Origin of the sequence: Pseudomonas sp. CK-NBRI-02 (assembly GCF_008124495.1) — a bacterium.
Taxonomy (GTDB): domain Bacteria; phylum Pseudomonadota; class Gammaproteobacteria; order Pseudomonadales; family Pseudomonadaceae; genus Aquipseudomonas; species Aquipseudomonas guariconensis.
The window spans coordinates 120,031-137,647 of record NZ_VSJH01000030.1; the positions used below are offsets into that span (position 1 = coordinate 120,031).

The 17,617-nt window shown below is 63.5% G+C and carries 18 protein-coding genes; 5 read left to right on the forward strand and 13 right to left on the reverse strand.

Annotated elements, in window-relative coordinates:
- Positions 1-7: 7 nt before the first annotated feature.
- From holA to DQ397_RS18145, 3 genes are all read left to right on the forward strand, one after another.
- Positions 8-1,045, forward strand: coding sequence for a DNA polymerase III subunit delta (holA, locus tag DQ397_RS18135; RefSeq protein ID WP_043211196.1), 1,038 nt, complete (start codon positions 8-10; stop codon positions 1,043-1,045).
- Positions 1,046-1,201: 156 nt separating this feature from the next.
- Entirely contained in the window at positions 1,202-1,366 is a 165-nt protein-coding gene (arfA, locus tag DQ397_RS18140; protein ID WP_043211193.1) for an alternative ribosome rescue factor ArfA, read from the forward strand.
- A gap of 60 nt (positions 1,367-1,426) precedes the next feature.
- Positions 1,427-2,743: a lytic murein transglycosylase gene (locus DQ397_RS18145; RefSeq protein ID WP_043211191.1), complete on the forward strand. Its 1,317-nt coding sequence runs from the start codon at positions 1,427-1,429 to the stop codon at positions 2,741-2,743.
- Positions 2,744-2,827: 84 nt separating this feature from the next.
- On the opposite strand, the gene DQ397_RS18150 is transcribed toward DQ397_RS18145, so the two are convergent.
- The 13 genes from DQ397_RS18150 to DQ397_RS18210 form a co-directional block, all read right to left on the reverse strand.
- Positions 2,828-3,766: an LD-carboxypeptidase gene (locus DQ397_RS18150; protein WP_043211190.1), complete on the reverse strand. Its 939-nt coding sequence runs from the start codon at positions 3,764-3,766 to the stop codon at positions 2,828-2,830.
- Positions 3,767-3,860: 94 nt separating this feature from the next.
- Entirely contained in the window at positions 3,861-4,880 is a 1,020-nt protein-coding gene (gene lipA / locus DQ397_RS18155; protein ID WP_043211188.1) for a lipoyl synthase, read from the reverse strand.
- Positions 4,881-4,882: 2 nt separating this feature from the next.
- Positions 4,883-5,530 carry a lipoyl(octanoyl) transferase LipB gene (gene lipB, locus DQ397_RS18160; protein ID WP_043211186.1) on the reverse strand — a complete coding sequence of 216 codons (648 nt, stop codon included), beginning with the start codon at positions 5,528-5,530 and terminating at the stop codon, positions 4,883-4,885.
- Positions 5,530-5,805: a DUF493 domain-containing protein gene (locus tag DQ397_RS18165; protein ID WP_043211184.1), complete on the reverse strand. Its 276-nt coding sequence runs from the start codon at positions 5,803-5,805 to the stop codon at positions 5,530-5,532. Before DQ397_RS18165 ends, lipB begins: the two co-directional genes overlap by 1 nt.
- Positions 5,806-5,878: 73 nt before the next feature.
- A complete protein-coding gene (locus tag DQ397_RS18170) occupies positions 5,879-7,039 on the reverse strand; it encodes a D-alanyl-D-alanine carboxypeptidase family protein (RefSeq protein ID WP_043211181.1) in 1,161 nt (386 codons plus the stop codon).
- Positions 7,040-7,277: 238 nt separating this feature from the next.
- Entirely contained in the window at positions 7,278-8,276 is a 999-nt protein-coding gene (locus tag DQ397_RS18175; protein WP_043211179.1) for a septal ring lytic transglycosylase RlpA family protein, read from the reverse strand.
- A complete protein-coding gene (mltB, locus tag DQ397_RS18180) occupies positions 8,276-9,286 on the reverse strand; it encodes a lytic murein transglycosylase B (RefSeq protein ID WP_043211232.1) in 1,011 nt (336 codons plus the stop codon). The genes DQ397_RS18175 and mltB overlap by 1 nt, the downstream gene beginning before the upstream one ends.
- A gap of 17 nt (positions 9,287-9,303) precedes the next feature.
- Positions 9,304-10,407, reverse strand: coding sequence for a rod shape-determining protein RodA (rodA, locus tag DQ397_RS18185; RefSeq protein WP_052352461.1), 1,104 nt, complete (start codon positions 10,405-10,407; stop codon positions 9,304-9,306).
- Between the two features lie 38 nt (positions 10,408-10,445).
- Positions 10,446-12,335 (reverse strand): penicillin-binding protein 2, encoded by a 1,890-nt coding sequence (gene mrdA, locus DQ397_RS18190; RefSeq protein WP_043211174.1) that lies wholly within the window; start codon positions 12,333-12,335, stop codon positions 10,446-10,448.
- Positions 12,336-12,352: 17 nt separating this feature from the next.
- Positions 12,353-12,820: a 23S rRNA (pseudouridine(1915)-N(3))-methyltransferase RlmH gene (rlmH, locus tag DQ397_RS18195; RefSeq protein ID WP_043211172.1), complete on the reverse strand. Its 468-nt coding sequence runs from the start codon at positions 12,818-12,820 to the stop codon at positions 12,353-12,355.
- A gap of 9 nt (positions 12,821-12,829) precedes the next feature.
- Complete coding sequence (gene rsfS, locus DQ397_RS18200) at positions 12,830-13,249, reverse strand: ribosome silencing factor (RefSeq protein WP_043211169.1); 420 nt, start codon at positions 13,247-13,249, stop codon at positions 12,830-12,832.
- A 43-nt stretch (positions 13,250-13,292) separates the two neighbouring features.
- On the reverse strand, positions 13,293-13,952 hold the full coding sequence (gene nadD / locus DQ397_RS18205; RefSeq protein WP_043211166.1) for a nicotinate-nucleotide adenylyltransferase: 660 nt from the start codon (positions 13,950-13,952) through the stop codon (positions 13,293-13,295).
- Position 13,953: 1 nt separating this feature from the next.
- Positions 13,954-15,225, reverse strand: coding sequence for a glutamate-5-semialdehyde dehydrogenase (locus DQ397_RS18210; RefSeq protein ID WP_043211164.1), 1,272 nt, complete (start codon positions 15,223-15,225; stop codon positions 13,954-13,956).
- A 295-nt stretch (positions 15,226-15,520) separates the two neighbouring features.
- Between DQ397_RS18210 and DQ397_RS18215 the strand changes: the two genes are divergently transcribed.
- Both DQ397_RS18215 and DQ397_RS18220 read left to right on the forward strand, forming a co-directional pair.
- Positions 15,521-16,213: a DNA-3-methyladenine glycosylase gene (locus DQ397_RS18215; protein ID WP_043211162.1), complete on the forward strand. Its 693-nt coding sequence runs from the start codon at positions 15,521-15,523 to the stop codon at positions 16,211-16,213.
- A gap of 4 nt (positions 16,214-16,217) precedes the next feature.
- On the forward strand, positions 16,218-17,534 hold the full coding sequence (locus DQ397_RS18220; RefSeq protein ID WP_043211160.1) for a bifunctional DedA family/phosphatase PAP2 family protein: 1,317 nt from the start codon (positions 16,218-16,220) through the stop codon (positions 17,532-17,534).
- Positions 17,535-17,617: the final 83 nt, after the last annotated feature.

Genomic DNA, 17,617 nt, shown 5'->3' on the forward strand with positions numbered 1-17,617 from the left:
ATCCACCATGAAGCTCTCCCCCGCCCAACTCAACAAACACCTGCAAGGTGCCCTGGCCCCGGTCTACGTGGTCAGCGGCGACGATCCGCTGCTTTGTCAGGAAGCCGCCGACGCCATCCGTACCGCGGCTCGCCAGCAGGGCTTCGACGAACGCCAGGTGTTCAGTGCCGACGCCAATTTCGACTGGGGCACCCTGCTCCAGGCCGGCGCCAGCCTTTCCTTGTTCGCCCAAAGGCGCCTGCTGGAGCTGCGCCTGCCATCGGGCAAGCCCGGCGACAAGGGCGCTGCCGCGTTAATGGAGTACTGCGCCAACCCGGCCGAAGACACATTACTGCTGGTCAGCCTGCCCAAACTCGACGGCAGCGCGCAGAAGACCAAATGGGGCAAGGCGCTGATCGAAGGCCAGCACTGCCAATTCATCCAGATCTGGCCAGTCGACGCGCAGCAACTGCCACAGTGGATCAATCAGCGCCTGTCCCAGGCCGGACTGTCCGCCCAACGTGACGCGGTCGACCTGATCGCCGCGCGGGTCGAAGGCAACCTACTGGCAGCCGCCCAAGAGATCGAAAAACTCAAGTTGTTAGCCGAAGGCAACCAGATCACGGTGGAAACCGTGCAGGCTGCCGTAGCCGACAGCGCTCGCTTCGACGTGTTCGGGCTGGTCGATGCCATCCTCAACGGCGAGGCGGCCCACGCCCTGCGCATGCTGGAAGGCTTGCGCGGCGAAGGGGTCGAGCCACCAGTCATCCTTTGGGCCCTGGCGCGCGAGTTGCGCCTGCTGGCTGGGCTTGCCCAGCAATTCAGCCAAGGCGTGCCGCTGGACAAGGCCTTCAGCCAGGCACGACCACCTGTGTGGGATAAACGCCGACCACTGGTCAGCAAAGCTCTCCAGCGCCTGTCCGCGCAGCGTTGGGCGCAGTTGCTGCAGGATGCTCAGCGCATCGACGCCCAGATCAAGGGTCAGGCCGAAGGTTCCCCCTGGACGGGGCTGGCGCGACTGGCGCTGCTGATGGCCGGGCAACGCCTGGCTTTGCCTGGCGAGTAAGCTATCTGCACTATTCCTGTAGGGGCTGGCGAAGCCAGCAATGGGCTGAAAAAGTCTGCAAGACAGCCCCTATCTGCCCATAAATACAATCAATTGGCTCCTGCCCTACCCTGGTCTTACAGTGCGCCCCAACATCCACCCAACCGGGGTATCGCCATGAGCAAGAAGCCGAAGAAGCACGGGCCGAACAAGGCCAAGTCCATCATCGCCCAGCCACTGTTCCGCTGCCGCCAGGAACGACCGAACAAGGGCAAAGGCAGCTACCGCCGCGAAGCCTTCCAATCGAGAGATTGGGAGGCTTCTTGCTTTTTGGCCGCATGAAGGCAGGAAACCCCCAGTCATGATATGGTCGGCACCTGAACCGCAATTCTGGATCTGTGCATGCCCTTTCGTCTGTCCCTGCGCTGGCCGTCTCGCCAGCTGATCGCAGCCTCCAGCTTCATCCTGCTCGTCGCCTGTGCGGAAAAGCCCACCGCCGCCGACGCCTTGCCGCTGGCCCCCGCGCAGCCTGCGCCGAACGTGTCCCTGCCGGGCACCACGCCTGACACCAGCAACGACATCCAGCCCCTGCAAACCTTCGCCCAATGGCAGGCAGGCTTCCGCCAGCAGGCCTTGCAAGCCGGCATCAGTGCCAACACCTTCGATCGCGCCTTCCTAGGCGTCACACCCGACATGGACGTGATCAAGGCCGACCGCAGCCAACCCGAATTCGCCCGCCCGGTGTGGGAATACCTCGACGGCGCCCTGTCGCCGCTGCGTGTGCGCAACGGCAAGAAGCTGCTCGAGCAACATGCCGAGTTGTTGTCGCGCATCGAGCAGCGCTATGGCGTCGACCGCCAGGTGCTGGTATCGGTCTGGGGCATGGAAAGCAACTTCGGCCAGTTCCAGGGCAACAAATCAGTGATCCGCTCCCTGGCCACCCTGGCCTACGAAGGCCGTCGTCCGACCTTCGCCCAGGACCAACTGATCGCCGCCCTGCAGATCCTGCAGAACGGCGACATCCAGCCCGAGGCCATGCGCGGCTCCTGGGCCGGCGCCATGGGCCAGACCCAGTTCATTCCGACCACCTATAACACCCACGCGGTGGACTTCGACGGCGATGGCCGTCGCGATATCTGGAACAGCACAGCCGATGCCCTGGCATCCACCGCCCACTACCTGCAAAGCTCGGGCTGGAAACGTGGGCAGCCGTGGGGCTTCGAAGTCCAAGTGCCCGCAGGCTTCGACTATTGGCTGGCCGATGGCGTGCAGCGCAAGAGCGTCAGTGAATGGCTGCAACTGGGCGTGAAACTGCCAGCCGGCACCCAGCTGCCTGCAGGCAGCAGCCAGCTGTCCGCCGCCCTGCTGCTGCCGGCAGGGGCTCGTGGCCCGGCGTTCCTGGTGCTGGACAACTTCCGGGCGATCCTGAAGTACAACAATTCCTCGTCCTACGCCCTGGCGGTCAGTCTGCTGGGTGATCGCTTCTATGGCTGGGGCTTCATCGCCGGTAGCTGGCCCAAGGACGATCTGCCGCTGAGCCGTAGCGAGCGCATCGAACTACAGGATCTGCTCAACGCCAGCGGCCACGAGGCCGGCAATGCCGACGGCATCATCGGCGCCAATACCCGCAAGGCCATCCGCAATGCCCAGCAGGCGCTGGGTTGGCCGGCAGATGGGTACCCGACCCACAAGCTGCTCGACAGCCTGCGTCGTCGCTAACCTGGCAACGAGCGCAGCCCTGTGGGAGCGCGGGTAGACCCGCTCCCACAGGCTTATGCAAGCCTCAAGGCCAGCGCCCAGGCCTTAGCGCTCAAACAACGACTGCTCCAATGACAGCCGCATGGCCTGACTGTCCAGCCTTACCCTGGCCCCCAGCGGCAGACACAGGTTGGGATCACAATGCCCACTGCGCCACCCCGCCAATACCGGGATACCCAACGGCCCGAAGATATCCTTCAGCAGCGGCGTCATCGCCGGCACGGTGATTCCGGCAAAATCGCCCACCAGCACACCGCGAATCCCGTCCAGTTTGCCGGCAAGACGCAATTGGGTGAGTAGCCGGTCTACGCGGTACAGCGGCTCGTTGACATCCTCGATGAACAGGATACAGCCCTGGCTGTCGATCTCGCCCACCGTCCCCAAGGTCGCACACAGCACCGATAGATTGCCGCCCAGCAAACGCCCGCTGGCCATGCCAGGGGCCACGCAGGTCAGTGGATAGGCATCGGGATGGGCCAGTACATCGCCCTGGTGGACCTTGCCGTGCAGTTGATCGAACAACGAACTGACGGTCGGCTCCTGCTTCGCGCCGAGCAGATCGGCATTGAGCATGCCGCCATGGAAAGTGATGAGCCCAGCGTGGCGCTGGAGCGCCGTGTGCAGGGCAGTGATATCGCTATAGCCGACCAGCGGCTTGGGGTGTTGGCGGATCAGGTCGAAATCGAGCCGATCCAACAGCCGCATGCTGCCATAGCCACCGCGCATGCACAGGATGGCGTCGATTGCAGGATCGGCAAACGCCCCATGCAAGTCATCCAGACGCTGCTGGTCTGATCCGGCCAAATAGCCTTCGGCCTGACCGACGCCCGGAAACAGGCGGCACTGGTAGCCTCGGTCGGCAAACCACTGGCTTGCCTTGCGCCCGTCCAGCCGGGCCGGGCCGGCCGGGGCGACGATGGCAAAACAGGCATTGCCGGGCAGCGCTGCAGGCAGAGATGCATCCAGGATTTCAACGCAGTTCATCGAACAACTCCTTGCACGTACAGGGGCAGCTCTCGGAAACAAAAATGCCGATGCCGCCTTCCGGCGTGCATCGGCATCGATCAATCAACCAGGCTCAGAGCTTGATCTTGGCTTCGTGGGCCTGTTGGTCGGCATGGTAGGAAGAGCGCACCAGCGGGCCGGAGGCAACGTTCTTGAAGCCCATCTTGTACCCTTCCTCGGCGAACCAGGCGAAGGTATCCGGGTGCACGAAACGTTGCACCGGCAAGTGGCTGCGCGAAGGCTGCAGGTACTGGCCCAGGGTCAGCATGTCGATGTCATGCTCACGCATGCGGTGCATTACTTCGATGACTTCTTCGTCGGTCTCGCCAAGGCCGAGCATCAGGCCAGACTTGGTCGGTACATGCGGGACCATCTGCTTGAACTTCTGCAGCAGGTCCAACGACCAGTCGTAGTCCGAACCCGGACGCGCAGCCTTGTACAGGCGCGGTACGGTCTCAAGGTTGTGGTTGAACACATCCGGCGGCTCCTGGGCGGTGATTTCCAGGGCAACGTCCATGCGCCCACGGTAGTCCGGCACCAGGGTCTCCAGCTGGATGCCAGGCGACAGGGCGCGGATTTCGCGGATGCAGTCGGCGAAGTGCTGGGCACCGCCGTCACGCAGGTCATCGCGGTCCACCGAGGTGATGACCACGTACTTCAGGCGCAGGTCGGCGATGGCCACGGCCAGGTTCTTAGGCTCGTCGAGGTCCAACGGCTTCGGCCGGCCGTGGCCGACGTCACAGAATGGGCAGCGACGGGTGCAGATGTCACCCATGATCATGAAGGTCGCGGTGCCGCCGGAGAAGCACTCGCCCAGGTTCGGGCAGGAGGCTTCTTCGCACACGCTGTGCAGCTTGTGCTTGCGCAGCAGTTGCTTGATGCGGTCGACCTCCGGGGAAACCGGAATGCGCACGCGAATCCAGTCCGGCTTCTTCGGCAGCTCTTCGGTAGGGATGATCTTGACCGGGATACGCGCGACCTTTTCAGCACCGCGCAGCTTCACGCCTGCTTCGACTTTCTTTGGCGCGGGACGCGCGGCGGCGTCCTGGGTGGGTACCGGGTTCGGCACGGCTTCTTGCACAGTTGTTGTCATATTCAGTCGATTCCGCCCGTGAGGGTCGTCTGCTCAGCATAGTCGAGGTGCTTGACCAGCTGTCCGCGCAGCCTTGTCCTGACCTCGGAGAGTTCGATCGGACCTGCCAGGTCACGCAACTGGGTCATCGCCAGCCCCGCATACCCACAGGGGTTGATTCGGCGGAATGGCGCAAGGTCCATGTCCACGTTCAGGGCAAGGCCGTGGAACGAACGGCCATTGAGGATTCGAAGGCCGAGGGAGGCGATCTTCGCCCCGTCGACATAGACGCCAGGCGCATCGGGCTTGGCCACGGCCTGGACGTCATAACTGGCCAGCAGGTCGATCAGGCTGTGCTCGATCCGGGTGACCAGCTCGCGTACACCAAACCCCAGGCGACGAACATCCAGCAACAGGTAGGCCACCAGTTGGCCGGGGCCATGATAGGTCACCTGGCCGCCACGGTCGGTCTGCACCACCGGGATGTCGCCGGGGACCAACAGGTGCTCGGCCTTGCCAGCCTGGCCCTGGGTAAAGACCGAGGGGTGCTCGACCAGCCAGATTTCGTCCTGGCTGTCCGGGCTGCGCTGCTCGGTAAAGCGCCGCATGGCCTCCAGCACCGGTTCATAGGGCTGCAGGCCAAGATCGCGAAAACCGAGGCAGGAAGACATCAGAGCACCATTTTAACGATGCCGGTCGCGCGCAGGGCGCTGTTGATATCGTGCAACTGGTTCTCGCTTTCGGCAACGATGTGCAACTGCACCGTGGTGTACTTGCCTTCCTTGCTCTGGCGCTCGGCCAGGGTGGACAGATCGACCTTGGCATACTTGCTCAGGATCTCGATCACGGTGTCCTTGAAACCGACCACGGTATCGCCGATTACCTTGATCGGGTAATCGTCGCAGGGGAATTCGATCTTGTGCGACTTGACGTCAGGTTCGCTCATGGCGGAAACGGCCTCGTAAGCCGTGGCAACAACAACGCCCCTGCAGGATACGCAGGGGCGTGCAGGTCACGTATCAGTTGAACAACCCGTAGAAGAACAGACGGATGCTATCCCACATACGGCGGAAGAAACCACCTTCCTCGACGCCGTCGAGGGCGATGAGGTCGGCGCTGTGAACCACTTTCTCGTCCAGTTTGACTTCAACTTTACCGATCACGTCACCTTTGGCGATCGGGGCGGTCAGTTGCGGGTTCATGGTCATCGAAGCCTGCAGGCGCTTCAATTGGCCTTTAGGCATAGTCAGGGTCAGGTCGTTGGCGAGGCCGGCCTTCACCTGGCTGGTGGCGCCTTTCCAGACCGGGGACTGGGTCAGCTCGGTGCCCTTCTGGTAGAAGGTCTGGGTTTCGAAGAAGCGGAAGCCGTAGGTCAGCAGCTTCTGGGTCTCGGCGGCGCGGGACTGTTCGCTGTTGGTGCCGAACACCACGGCGATCAGACGCTGGCCGTCGCGGACGGCCGAAGCCACCATGCAGTAGCCGGCTTCGTCGGTGTGGCCGGTCTTCAGGCCGTCGACGGTTTTGTCACGCCACAGCAACAGGTTGCGGTTCGGCTGCTTGATGTTGTTCCAGTAGAACTCCTTCTGCGAGTAGATCGCATAGTGGGCCGGATCTTCGTCGATGATCGCGCGCGCCAGCAGGGCCATGTCGTGGGCCGAGGAATAGTGCTCCGGGTTCGGCAGGCCGGTGGGGTTCATGAAGTGGCTGTTGCTCATGCCCAGGTCGGCGGCGGTCTTGTTCATCATGTCGGCGAAGGCATCTTCGCTGCCGGCGATGTGCTCGGCCAGGGCGACGGAGGCGTCGTTGCCCGACTGGATGATGATGCCGTGCAGCAGGTCGCTGACGCTGACCTGGCTGCCGACCTTGATGAACATGCGCGAGCCGCCGGTGCGCCAGGCATTCTCGCTGACGGTGACCGGGTCGTTCTCGCCGATCTGGCCACGACGGATATCCAGGGTGGCGATGTAGGCGGTCATCAGCTTGGTCAGGCTGGCCGGCGGCAGGCGTTCGTCACCGTTGTTCTCGACCAGCACGTTGCCGCTGGACGCATCCATCAGTACATAGGACTTGGCGGCCAGTTGCGGTGGCGCTGGCATCATCTGCTCTGCTGCGAAGGCAGCAGGCATGATCATCAGCAGAACGGGCAGGCAAAGTCGTTTGGCAAGGTTGGTGATGTTCATCCGTCTCTCGAAAATCGCTAATGGTCTGATGTTCCCTGGGACACGTCATGTGCCCAGCGCCAGTCAGGCTGGTTTTGCGGCCATGGGCCTGGCCCGCGAAATGCGGCTTTGTGTCGCGGCGGGCAAAAGCCAACATTGTACATGGGAGCGCCCGGCAATTCATGACAAAACCGACAGCTTGAGTGGCAAGCCCCTCTCAGCTTGGCGCTTGCCGCTGGTCGCTAGCCGCTCGGATAGCTCAGTCGGCAGTGACCAGCTTGGCCTGCCCCAGGTTGGCCAGGCGAATGCTGTCCTGGGCCTGCTGGATCTCGCCCTGGCTGTTGATTGGTCCAAGGCGCACACGGTGCAGAGTCTGCTGGTTGCGCACGATGGAGCTGATGAACACCGGCGCACTGACCATGGTGCTCAGCTTGGCGCGCAGCAACTCGGCGGCATCGGGGTTGGCGAAGGCGCCCACCTGCAGGAAGCTGCCACCGTTGCCGGCAGGCACATTGTTGCCGCCCACCTGGACCGGCACGACGGGTGCCGCGTGTTGCTGCGGCGGCGGAGTCCATTGCTCGACCCGGCCGGTGTTGGCCGGAATCGCCTGGGTCTGGGCGACCTGGGGCTCCTTGAGCACCATCGGTGGCTGCTGGCCCCGCTGGGCCCACCACTGCTGCGGGTCGATGCCTTCGACGCGCACGTGCGCCGTGCCGATCTCGGCGTAGCCGAGCTTCTTCGCCGCGGCGTAGGAAAGGTCGATGATACGGTCGGAATAGAACGGGCCACGGTCGTTGACGCGCAGGATCACGCTGCGACCGTTGGCCAGGTTGGTCACCCGCACGTAGGCAGGCAGCGGCAAGGTCTTGTGCGCCGCGCTCATGCCATAGAGGTCGTAGAGCTCGCCATTGGCGGTGTTCTGGCCATGGAACTTGGTGCCATACCACGACGCCGTCCCCTCGGCGCGGTAGTTGCGCGAGTCCTGCATCGGGTAGTAGGTCTTGCCCAGCACGGTGTAGGGGTTGGCTTTGTAAGGACCGGTATGTACGGTCGGCGTGGCATCGGGAATCTTGTTGACGTCCACGTCCCACCAGGGCGCACCATCCTTGTGGGCACGATTGATGTCCAACCCTGGCTTGGAGCGAACGACATTGCCGCTCTGCTGAGTCGGTCGGTTGGACGAACAGCTGACCAGCAGCACGGCGACAGTCATGCAGGTCAGCAGTTTGAGAGTGTTGGCAGAGATCTTTGCGCGCATTACTTGACGCCCCGTGCTTGAACCAGCTGTTCCGAAAGCTGATGCACCGCCATGGCGTACATCACGCTGCGGTTGTAACGCGTGATCGCGTAGAAATTCTTCAGGCCCATCCAGTATTCAGGGCCATTGTCGCCCTCCAGGCGGAAGGCGGTCACAGGCAGATCATCGCGCAGCGCATCATGACTCGACCAACCCAGCGCTCGCAACTCCCCGACGGTCTTGACCGGCTCGATACCCGTGGTCAGCCCCTCGTCGGCGCGCTCGCCGAGTACCAGGGCGCGACTGACCACCGGCTTACCGGCCACCCAACCGTGACGCTTGAAGTAACTGGCGACGCTGCCGATGGCATCGGTGGGGTTGTTCCAGATATTGATGTGGCCGTCGCCGTCGAAATCCACGGCATAGCTGCGGAAGCTGCTGGGCATGAACTGCGGCAGGCCCATGGCCCCGGCGTAGGAACCCTTCAGGGTCAGCGGGTCGAGTTGCTCTTCACGGGCCAGCAGGAAGAACTCTCGCAGTTCCTTGCGGAAGAACTCAGACCGGGGCGGGTAATCGAAGCCCAAGGTCGACAAGGCATCGATCACCCGGTAGTTGCCGGTATTGCGACCGAAAAAGGTTTCGACGCCAATGATCGCGACGATCACCTGAGCCGGCACACCGTATTCTTGCTCGGCGCGGGCCAACGCCTCCTCGTGCTGGCGCCAGAAGTCCACGCCACGGGCAATGCGCGCGTCGGTGATGAACATCGGGCGATACTCCTTCCACGGCTTGACCCGCTCGGCCGGACGCGAGATCGCATCGAGAATCGACTGCTTGCGCTGCACCTCACGGAACACGCCCATCAATTGCTCACCGGCGAAGCCGTAGTCGCGGGTCATTTCGCCGACGAACTCTGCCACCTGGGGCGAGCCATCATAATCACCGGCATTGGCCTGCTGGACTGCGCCGAACAAACCCATCGCGCCAATCCACGGCGCACAACGGGCAGCCCAGCCACGCACTACTTGCATGAAATTCTTCACCTTATTCAAACCTGTGCAATCCATTTGCGGTGCGTATGGATCGACATCAGAACGCCAAACGCTGACAGCAGCGTCACCAACGAAGTTCCGCCATAGCTAATGAAGGGCAGCGGCACGCCAACCACGGGCAGAAGGCCACTGACCATACCGATATTGACGAATACATATACAAAGAACGTCATGGTCAAGCTGCCTGCGAGCAACTTGCCGAACAATGTCTGGGCCTGGGCGGTGATCACCAGCCCACGACCGATCAGCAACAGGTAAATCAACAGCAACAGGCAGATGCCGACCAGGCCGAACTCCTCGCCGAGCACGGCGATGATGAAGTCGGTGTGGCTTTCCGGGAGGAAATCCAGGTGCGACTGGGTGCCCAGCAGCCAGCCTTTGCCGAACACACCGCCCGAGCCGATCGCCGCCTTGGACTGGATGATGTTCCAGCCCGTGCCCAATGGATCGCTCTCGGGGTCGAGGAAAGTCAGGACTCGCTGCTTCTGGTAGTCGTGCATGACGAAGAACCACATCGCCACCGCCACCGGCACCGCTGCAGCGATCACGCTGATGATCCAGCGCCAGCGAAGCCCCCCCATGAACAGCACGAAGGCGCCCGAGGCCAGGATCAGCAGCGCAGTCCCGAGGTCCGGCTGGCGCACGATGAGAATGAACGGCACGCCGATCAGCACCAGGCTGATCGCCACATGCTTGAGGTGCGGCGGCAAAGTGCGCTTGGACAGGTACCAGGCAATGGTCGCCGGCATGATGATCTTCATGAATTCCGAGGGCTGGAAGCGGATCACCCCCGGGATGTTGATCCAGCGCGTGGCCCCCATGGCGTTGTGCCCCATGACGTCCACTACTACCAGCAGCAGCACCCCGACCACATAGGCCAAGGGCACCCAGCGCGCCATGAAGCGCGGCTCGAGCTGGGCGATGACGAACATCGACACCAGGCCGATGCCGAACGAGGTGGCCTGCTTGAGCAGCAAGTCCCAGTTCTTGCCACTGGCCGAATAAAGGACGAACAGGCTGCCGGCCGCCAGGGTCAGCAGGATGACCAGCAAAGGGCCATCGACATGGATGCGCTGCAGAAAGCTCGCACGCCGACGCATCACGTCCTCGCTGGAGAGCATGCGATCGAAATTGTTCTTCACTGGGCCGATTCCTGGACAACGGTGGCAGGCGCGAATTCAGGTTTGAGCCGGCCGTTCTCGTCGAGCAGCCAGGCGTCCATCACCTGGCGCACGACAGGCGCTGCGACGCCGGAGCCGGATTCGCCGTTCTCGACCATCACCGAGACCACGATCTTCGGATCTTCGGCAGGGGCAAAGGCAACGAACAAGGCGTGGTCACGGTGGCGCTCCTGGAGTTTGTTGCGGTCGTATTTCTCGCCTTGCTTGATCGCCACCACCTGAGCGGTGCCGCTCTTGCCGGCGATGCGGTACTGGGAGCCGAGCGCGGCCTTGCGGGCGGTACCCCGGGCGCCATGCATCACCTGCTCCATGCCATGGGTGACCTTGGCCCAGTCGGACTTGTCACGCAGGACAATGTCCTCCATCGGGTTCTCGTCCACCGGCGGCTTGCCTTCGATGGTCTTGGCCAGGTGGGGACGGTTCCACTTGCCCTTGTTAGCGATCAATGCGGTGGCCTGGGCCAGCTGCAAGGGCGTAGCCTGCATGTAGCCCTGGCCGATACCGAGGATCAGAGTCTCGCCAGGGAACCAGGCCTGGCGACGGGTGGCGCGCTTCCATTCGCGCGATGGCATCAGCCCGGGAGACTCCTCGAACATGTCGAGGGAAACCTTCTGGCCGATGCCGAACTTGTTCATGTAGCTGGACAGGCGATCGATACCCATCTTGTGGGCAAGATCGTAGAAGTAAGTGTCGTTGGAGCGCATGATTGCGGTGTCCAGATCGACCCAGCCGTCACCGGTCCGGTTCCAGTTGCGGTACTTGTGGTCGTAGTTGGGCAATTGGTAGTAGCCGGGGTCGAACACCCGGCTGCTCGCGGTCACCACACCGCTGTCCAGCCCGGCGATGGCCACTGCCGGCTTGATGGTCGAGCCGGGCGGATAGAGCCCGCGCAAGACACGGTTGAACAGCGGCCGATCGATCGAGTCACGCAGCTCGGCATAGGCCTTGAAGCTGATGCCGGTGACGAACAAGTTGGGATCGAAACTCGGCTGGCTGACCATCGCCAGCACCTCGCCGGTGCGCGGATCCAAGGCCACCAGCGCGCCGCGACGTCCGCCCAAGGCAGCCTCGGCAGCCTCCTGCAGCTTGATGTCAAGGCTCAGTACGATGTCCTTGCCAGGCTCCGGGTCGGTGCGCTTGAGCACCCGCAGAACCCGGCCTCGGGCGTTGGTCTCGACCTCCTCGTAGCCCACCTGGCCGTGCAGCTCGGCCTCGTAGAAACGCTCGATGCCGGTCTTGCCGATATGGTGGGTGCCGCTGTAGTTGACCGGGTCGAGGCTCTTGAGCTCCTTCTCGTTGATGCGCCCGACATAGCCCACCGAATGGGCGAAATGCGCGCCCTGTGGGTAATGGCGCACCAGCTGCGCCGCCACGTCCACACCCGGCAGACGGAACTGGTTCACCGCAATGCGGGCGATCTGCTCTTCGTTGAGCTCGAACAGGATAGGCACCGGCTCGAATGGCCTGCGCCCCTGCTTCATGCGCTTTTCGAACAGGGCCCGGTCATCGGGCGTCAGCTCCAGCACCTCGACGATGGTGTCGAGCACCTGGCGCCAGTCACCTGAGCGCTCACGGGTCATGGTGAGACTGAAGCTGGGACGGTTGTCAGCGACGATCACCCCGTTGCGGTCGAAAATCAGCCCGCGGGTCGGCGGGATCGGCTGCACGTGCACCCGGTTGTTTTCCGAAAGCGTGGAGTGGTAGTCGTACTGGATGACCTGCAGGTAGTAGAGCCGGGCGATCAGGACGCACACCAGCAGCACGACCGCCACCGCGCCGACCACGACGCGGCTGCGCACCAGGCGGGCGTCTTTCTCATGGTCCTTCAGACGAATCGGCTGCGACATCGGACGGGCTTACAGGCTCATTTGTGGTAGGGGTGCCCGGACAGTACGGTCCAGGCGCGATAGATCTGCTCGCCGATCAGTATCCTTACCAACGGGTGCGGCAGGGTCAGTGGCGACAGCGACCAACGCTGTTCGGCGCGTGCGCAGACCTCCGGCGCCAGGCCTTCCGGGCCTCCCACCATGAGATTGACCGTACGCGCATCCAGGCGCCAACGATCCAGCTCGCCCGCCAGTTGCTCGGTACTCCAGGGCTTGCCATGGACCTCGAGGGTGACGATGCGTTCCCCGGGCTGAACCTTGGCCAGCATGGCCTCCCCCTCCTGGCGAATCAGGCGGGCGACGTCGGCATTCTTGCCACGGGTATTCAGCGGAATCTCCACCAGCTCCAGCGACAGCTCCGGGGGCAGGCGCTTGGCATATTCATGCCAGCCTTCCTCGACCCAGCGGGGCATGCGCGAGCCGACCGCGATCAGGCGCAGGCGCACAGCGTTTCCTCAGCCCCGGTCCTTGAGGTTTTCGGAATAGCTGTGAGCGTTTTCCGGGCTGTGGTGCTTGCCATCGGCGGAGCGGCTCTGCTCGGCACCCAGCCACAGGCGCTCGAGGTCGTAGAACTGACGCGCAGCGGCAGTCATCATGTGCACGATGACGTCGTTGAGGTCCAACAGGACCCAGTCGCTGTCGCCCTTGCCTTCTTCGCCCAGCGGTTGCACACCCTGGAGCTTGACGATTTCGCGGACCTTTTCGGCCATCGCGTTGATCTGCCGGTTGGAAGTACCGGTGGCGATGATCATGTAGTCGGTCAGGCTGTGCTTTTCACGCACGTCGATGACCTGGATGTCCTGGGCTTTGACGTCTTCCAAAGCCGATTTGGCCAGGTTGACCAGCTCTTCGCCGTTGATTTTCTGCTTGCTCATAAGAAACTCGTTCAATTCATGAATGAGGCGCCTGGTGGCGCCGTCAGTGCGACGCACGGTAAAGGTCGTGCGCCTCGATATAGGCCAGTACTGCGTCCGGCACCAGGAACCGTACCGACTTGCCGCTGGCCAGCAGCTGTCGGATCTGCGTGGCGGACACCGCGAGCGGCGTCTGCCAGACGAACGAAATGTGCCCCGCCGGGCCGGACATGGCGGTGGGATCGCTCTCCGAGCGCGCAGCCAGCAGGTTGCGCAGCTCGTCAGGGGGTTCGACATCGGCATCCGGGCGTTGCAGCACCAGGATGTGACAGTGTTGCAGCAACTCTTCCCAGCGATGCCAGCTGGGCAGTCCGCAGAATGCGTCCCAACCCAGCACCAGGAACAGCTGGTCGTCAGCGCCGAGTTCGGCGCGGATCGACTCCAATGTATCGATGGTGTAAGACGGTTTGTCCCGCGAAAGCTCCCGCGCATCCACACTCAGCCGCTCGACCCCGGCCACGGCGCAACGCACCATGGCCAGGCGGTCCTGGGGTGCCACCTGCGGGGTGTCGCGGTGCGGTGGCCGGGCGTTGGGCAGCAGGCGCAGCTCATCCAACGCCATGAACTCGGCCACTTCCAGCGCGCTGCGCAGGTGACCGATGTGCACGGGGTCGAAAGTGCCGCCGAGAATGCCGATGCGCCGGACTGCCTGGGCCTTGCTCAACTCAGCAGGACTCCTGACCGCGCAGCTGGCCGTCACCGATCACCACGTACTTCTCGCAGGTCAGCCCTTCCAGGCCGACCGGTCCGCGGGCATGCAGCTTGTCGGTGGAGATGCCGATCTCCGCGCCCAGGCCATACTCGAAACCATCGGCGAAGCAGGTCGGGGCGTTGAGCATCACCGAGGCCGAGTCGACCTCGGCCATGAAACGCCGGGCCTGGCCCTGATGCTCGGTGATGATCGAATCGGTGTGGTGCGAGCCATAGTGGTTGATGTGCTCGATCGCCGCGTCCAGGCCTTCGACGACACGGATCGACAAGATCGCGTCGAGGTATTCGGTGTGCCAGTCGTCTTCGCTGGCCGGATTGGCGGCGATGATCGCTCGGGTGCGTTCGCAGCCGCGCAGTTCGACGCCCTTCTCCTGGAAGCGGCGGGCCATCTCCGGGAGGAACGCCTCGGCGACAGTGGCATCCACCAGCAGGGTTTCCATGGCGCCGCAGATGCCGTAGCGATAGGTCTTGGCGTTGAACGCGACGCGCCAGGCCTTGTCCAGGTCAGCATGTTGGTCGATATAGACGTGGCAGATGCCGTCCAGGTGCTTGATCACCGGTACCCGGGCATCGCGACTGATGCGTTCGATCAGGCCACGACCGCCACGCGGCACGATCACATCGACGAACTCAGGCATGCTGATCAGCGCGCCCACGGCCGCGCGGTCGGTAGTCTCGACCACTTGGACCACGGCCGCCGGCAAGCCGGCCTCGGCCAGGCCCCGCTGGATGCAGGCGGCGATTGCGCGGTTGGAATGAATGGCTTCGGAGCCGCCACGCAAGATGGTGGCGTTGCCGGACTTCAGGCACAGGCTGGCGGCGTCGATCGTCACGTTCGGGCGCGACTCGTAGATGATCCCAATAACGCCCAGCGGCACGCGCATCTTGCCGACCTGGATGCCCGACGGGCGGTAGCTCATGTCTCGGATGGCACCGACCGGATCCGGCAGGCTGGCCACCTGGCGCAGGCCGGTGATCATGCCGTCGATGCGCGCCGGGGTCAGGGCCAGGCGATCCAGCAATGCCGGCTCCAGGCCATTGGCGCGGCCATTGGCCAGGTCCTGTTCATTGGCTGCTGTCAGCTCGGCACGGGCGGCATCCAGGGCGTCTGCGGCGGCCTGCAGGGCGCGGTTCTTCTGCGCGGTGCTGGCACGGCCGATCACGCGCGAGGCCTCACGGGCGGCGCGACCCAGGCGGGTCATGTAGTCAAGAACGGACTCAGTCATGGGCTCGGTGTCTTGGCGAAGGGGAAATCGGCTGATTATAACTGGCACGCTCGGGTACGCCCAGCGGCGGGTGGCGGATGGTCGAAAATGAGCGACAGGATCTGTAGGAAAGATGTAACTACCCATATCGAAATTTTGCCAAACCGATCATGGGGCAACCTGCTGCCCCCAGAAAACAACACAGCGCATGCGAAAACGGCTTTATCCGCGAAAGGGGCACTGCTACCCCTCGGTTCAGCCTCGATTAAGCCATTAATTGCTATCATCTGCGCCCCGACCACCACGAGCCGACCGCATGCCAGACACAGCCCCCTGCCCGGCCCGCGCCCTGCCCGACAGCTTCTTCGACCGAGACGCCCAGACCTTGGCCCGGGACCTTTTGGGCAAGGTGATCCGCCACCGCCAGGGCAATCTCTGGCTCGCGGCACGCATCATCGAGACCGAGGCCTATTACCTCACCGACAAAGGCAGCCACGCCTCGCTCGGCTACACCGAAAAGCGCAAGGCGCTGTTCCTCGATGGTGGGCACATCTACATGTACTACGCCCGCGGCGGCGACTCGCTGAACTTCAGCGCCCACGGCCCGGGCAATGCCGTGCTGATAAAATCCGCCTACCCCTGGGTGGACGCGATTTCAGATGCCAACAGCCTGGCGCAGATGCAACTGAACAATCCCGATGCCAGCGGCAACCTGCGTCCGGCCGAGCGCCTGTGCGCGGGGCAGACCCTGCTATGTCGAGCCCTGGGCCTGAAAGTGCCGGACTGGGACGCCAAGCGTTTCGACCCTGAGCGCCTGTATGTCGAGGACTGCGGTGCAGTGGTAGCGCAGGTGATCCAGACCACTCGCCTGGGCATCCCCAATGGCCGCGACGAACATCTCCCCTACCGCTTCGTCGATGCCGAATACGCGCGCTTTTGTACACGGAACCCGCTGCGCCGGGGCCAAGTCGAAGGGCGTGATTTTTCCATCCTGAAACAAGGAAGCTGACCCCATGGGCCAATGGCTCGACAGCCTGACCGGCTGGCTCAGCGCCAACCCCCAGTGGCTTGGCCTGGCGATTTTCCTGGTGGCCTGCGTGGAATGCCTGGCCATCGCCGGCATCATCGTGCCGGGGACCGTTCTGCTATTCGCCGTGGCCGTGCTGGCCGGCAGCGGCGCCTTCAGCCTCGGCGAGACATTGCTGCTGGGCTTTCTCGGCGGGCTGCTGGGGGACGCGGTGTCGTACTCACTGGGCAAGCGGTTCCATCAGAACATCCGCCGCCTGCCGCTATTGCGCCATCATCCGGAATGGATCGGCAGCGCCGAGGCCTACTTCCAGCGTTATGGAATCGCCAGCTTGCTGGTAGGACGCTTCATCGGCCCGCTGCGACCGATGCTGCCCATGGTCGCAGGCATGTTCGACATGCCGCTGCCGCGCTTCATCGCCGTCAGCCTGCTGGCCGGCGCCGGCTGGTCGGTGGCTTACCTGTTGCCGGGCTGGGCCACCGGGGCGGCTATGCGTCTACCTCTGCCGGAAGGGTTCTGGCTGGATGCAGGCGTCATCGCCGGCACGTTGGCGGTGCTGATCGGCTTTAGCCTCAACAGCAGCCTGCGTGACCAGCGCTACGGCACACGCCTGATCGCCGGCCTGAGCCTCCTCGCCCTGGCAGGCATCTTCTCGGGCTGGCCATTTCTGCACGAATTCGACCAAGGAATCATGACCCTGGTGCAGGAGCACCGTAGCCAGGCAGTCGATGGCGCCGTGGTGCTGATCACCCGCTTGGGAGATTTTCGTACACAGCTGTTCCTGGGTGGCTTGCTCACCGGGCTTCTGTTGCTGGCACGGCAGTGGCGTCATGCCCTGTTCGCCGGTGGCGCGCTGATGGGTACGGCGATCGCCAACGGCACGTTGAAATGGCTATTCGCTCGCGCACGCCCCGAAGTACTGACCGACCCACTGACCAGCTACAGCATGCCCAGCGGCCACAGCTCGGCGTCGTTTGCGTTCTTCCTGGTGCTGGCAGTGCTGGCCGGACGCGGCCAGCCACCGCGCATGCGCCTGACCTGGGTGATGCTGGGCTGCCTGCCGGCACTGGCGATCGCCTTGTCGCGGGTATACCTGGGGGCCCATTGGCCGACCGATATCCTTGCCGGAGCGCTGTTGGCGTGTTGCGTCTGCGCGCTGAGCCTGACCCTGGTGCAGCATCGCCAACCCCTTCAGGCCTTGCCGCTGCGCGTGTGGTGGCTGGTACTACCGGCCTGCGTTGCCCTGTTGGCGTTCTTCGCCCTGCACGCCCTGCCCCAGGCGCTGTTGCGCTACCAATATTGAGACGCGACCGGTTCGGTGTACTCGCCGCCGCATTCACAGGTAAACCCGCTTGTGCGTTATTTCTGCGGGAGCGGGTTTACCCG

Coding starts and splice junctions, on each gene's coding strand:
- DQ397_RS18165 (WP_043211184.1), bottom strand. CDS start 5,805: ATGAGCGAACCTGACGTCAAGTCGCACAAGATCGAATTCCCCTGCGAC.
- DQ397_RS18220 (WP_043211160.1), top strand. CDS start 16,218: ATGGGCCAATGGCTCGACAGCCTGACCGGCTGGCTCAGCGCCAACCCC.
- DQ397_RS18175 (WP_043211179.1), bottom strand. CDS start 8,276: ATGCGCGCAAAGATCTCTGCCAACACTCTCAAACTGCTGACCTGCATG.
- DQ397_RS18150 (WP_043211190.1), bottom strand. CDS start 3,766: ATGAACTGCGTTGAAATCCTGGATGCATCTCTGCCTGCAGCGCTGCCC.
- DQ397_RS18215 (WP_043211162.1), top strand. CDS start 15,521: ATGCCAGACACAGCCCCCTGCCCGGCCCGCGCCCTGCCCGACAGCTTC.
- DQ397_RS18210 (WP_043211164.1), bottom strand. CDS start 15,225: ATGACTGAGTCCGTTCTTGACTACATGACCCGCCTGGGTCGCGCCGCC.
- DQ397_RS18145 (WP_043211191.1), top strand. CDS start 1,427: ATGCCCTTTCGTCTGTCCCTGCGCTGGCCGTCTCGCCAGCTGATCGCA.
- mrdA (WP_043211174.1), bottom strand. CDS start 12,335: ATGTCGCAGCCGATTCGTCTGAAGGACCATGAGAAAGACGCCCGCCTG.
- DQ397_RS18170 (WP_043211181.1), bottom strand. CDS start 7,039: ATGAACATCACCAACCTTGCCAAACGACTTTGCCTGCCCGTTCTGCTG.
- lipB (WP_043211186.1), bottom strand. CDS start 5,530: ATGTCTTCCTGCCTCGGTTTTCGCGATCTTGGCCTGCAGCCCTATGAA.
- rodA (WP_052352461.1), bottom strand. CDS start 10,407: ATGCGTCGGCGTGCGAGCTTTCTGCAGCGCATCCATGTCGATGGCCCT.
- arfA (WP_043211193.1), top strand. CDS start 1,202: ATGAGCAAGAAGCCGAAGAAGCACGGGCCGAACAAGGCCAAGTCCATC.
- lipA (WP_043211188.1), bottom strand. CDS start 4,880: ATGACAACAACTGTGCAAGAAGCCGTGCCGAACCCGGTACCCACCCAG.
- mltB (WP_043211232.1), bottom strand. CDS start 9,286: ATGCAAGTAGTGCGTGGCTGGGCTGCCCGTTGTGCGCCGTGGATTGGC.
- rsfS (WP_043211169.1), bottom strand. CDS start 13,249: ATGAGCAAGCAGAAAATCAACGGCGAAGAGCTGGTCAACCTGGCCAAA.
- holA (WP_043211196.1), top strand. CDS start 8: ATGAAGCTCTCCCCCGCCCAACTCAACAAACACCTGCAAGGTGCCCTG.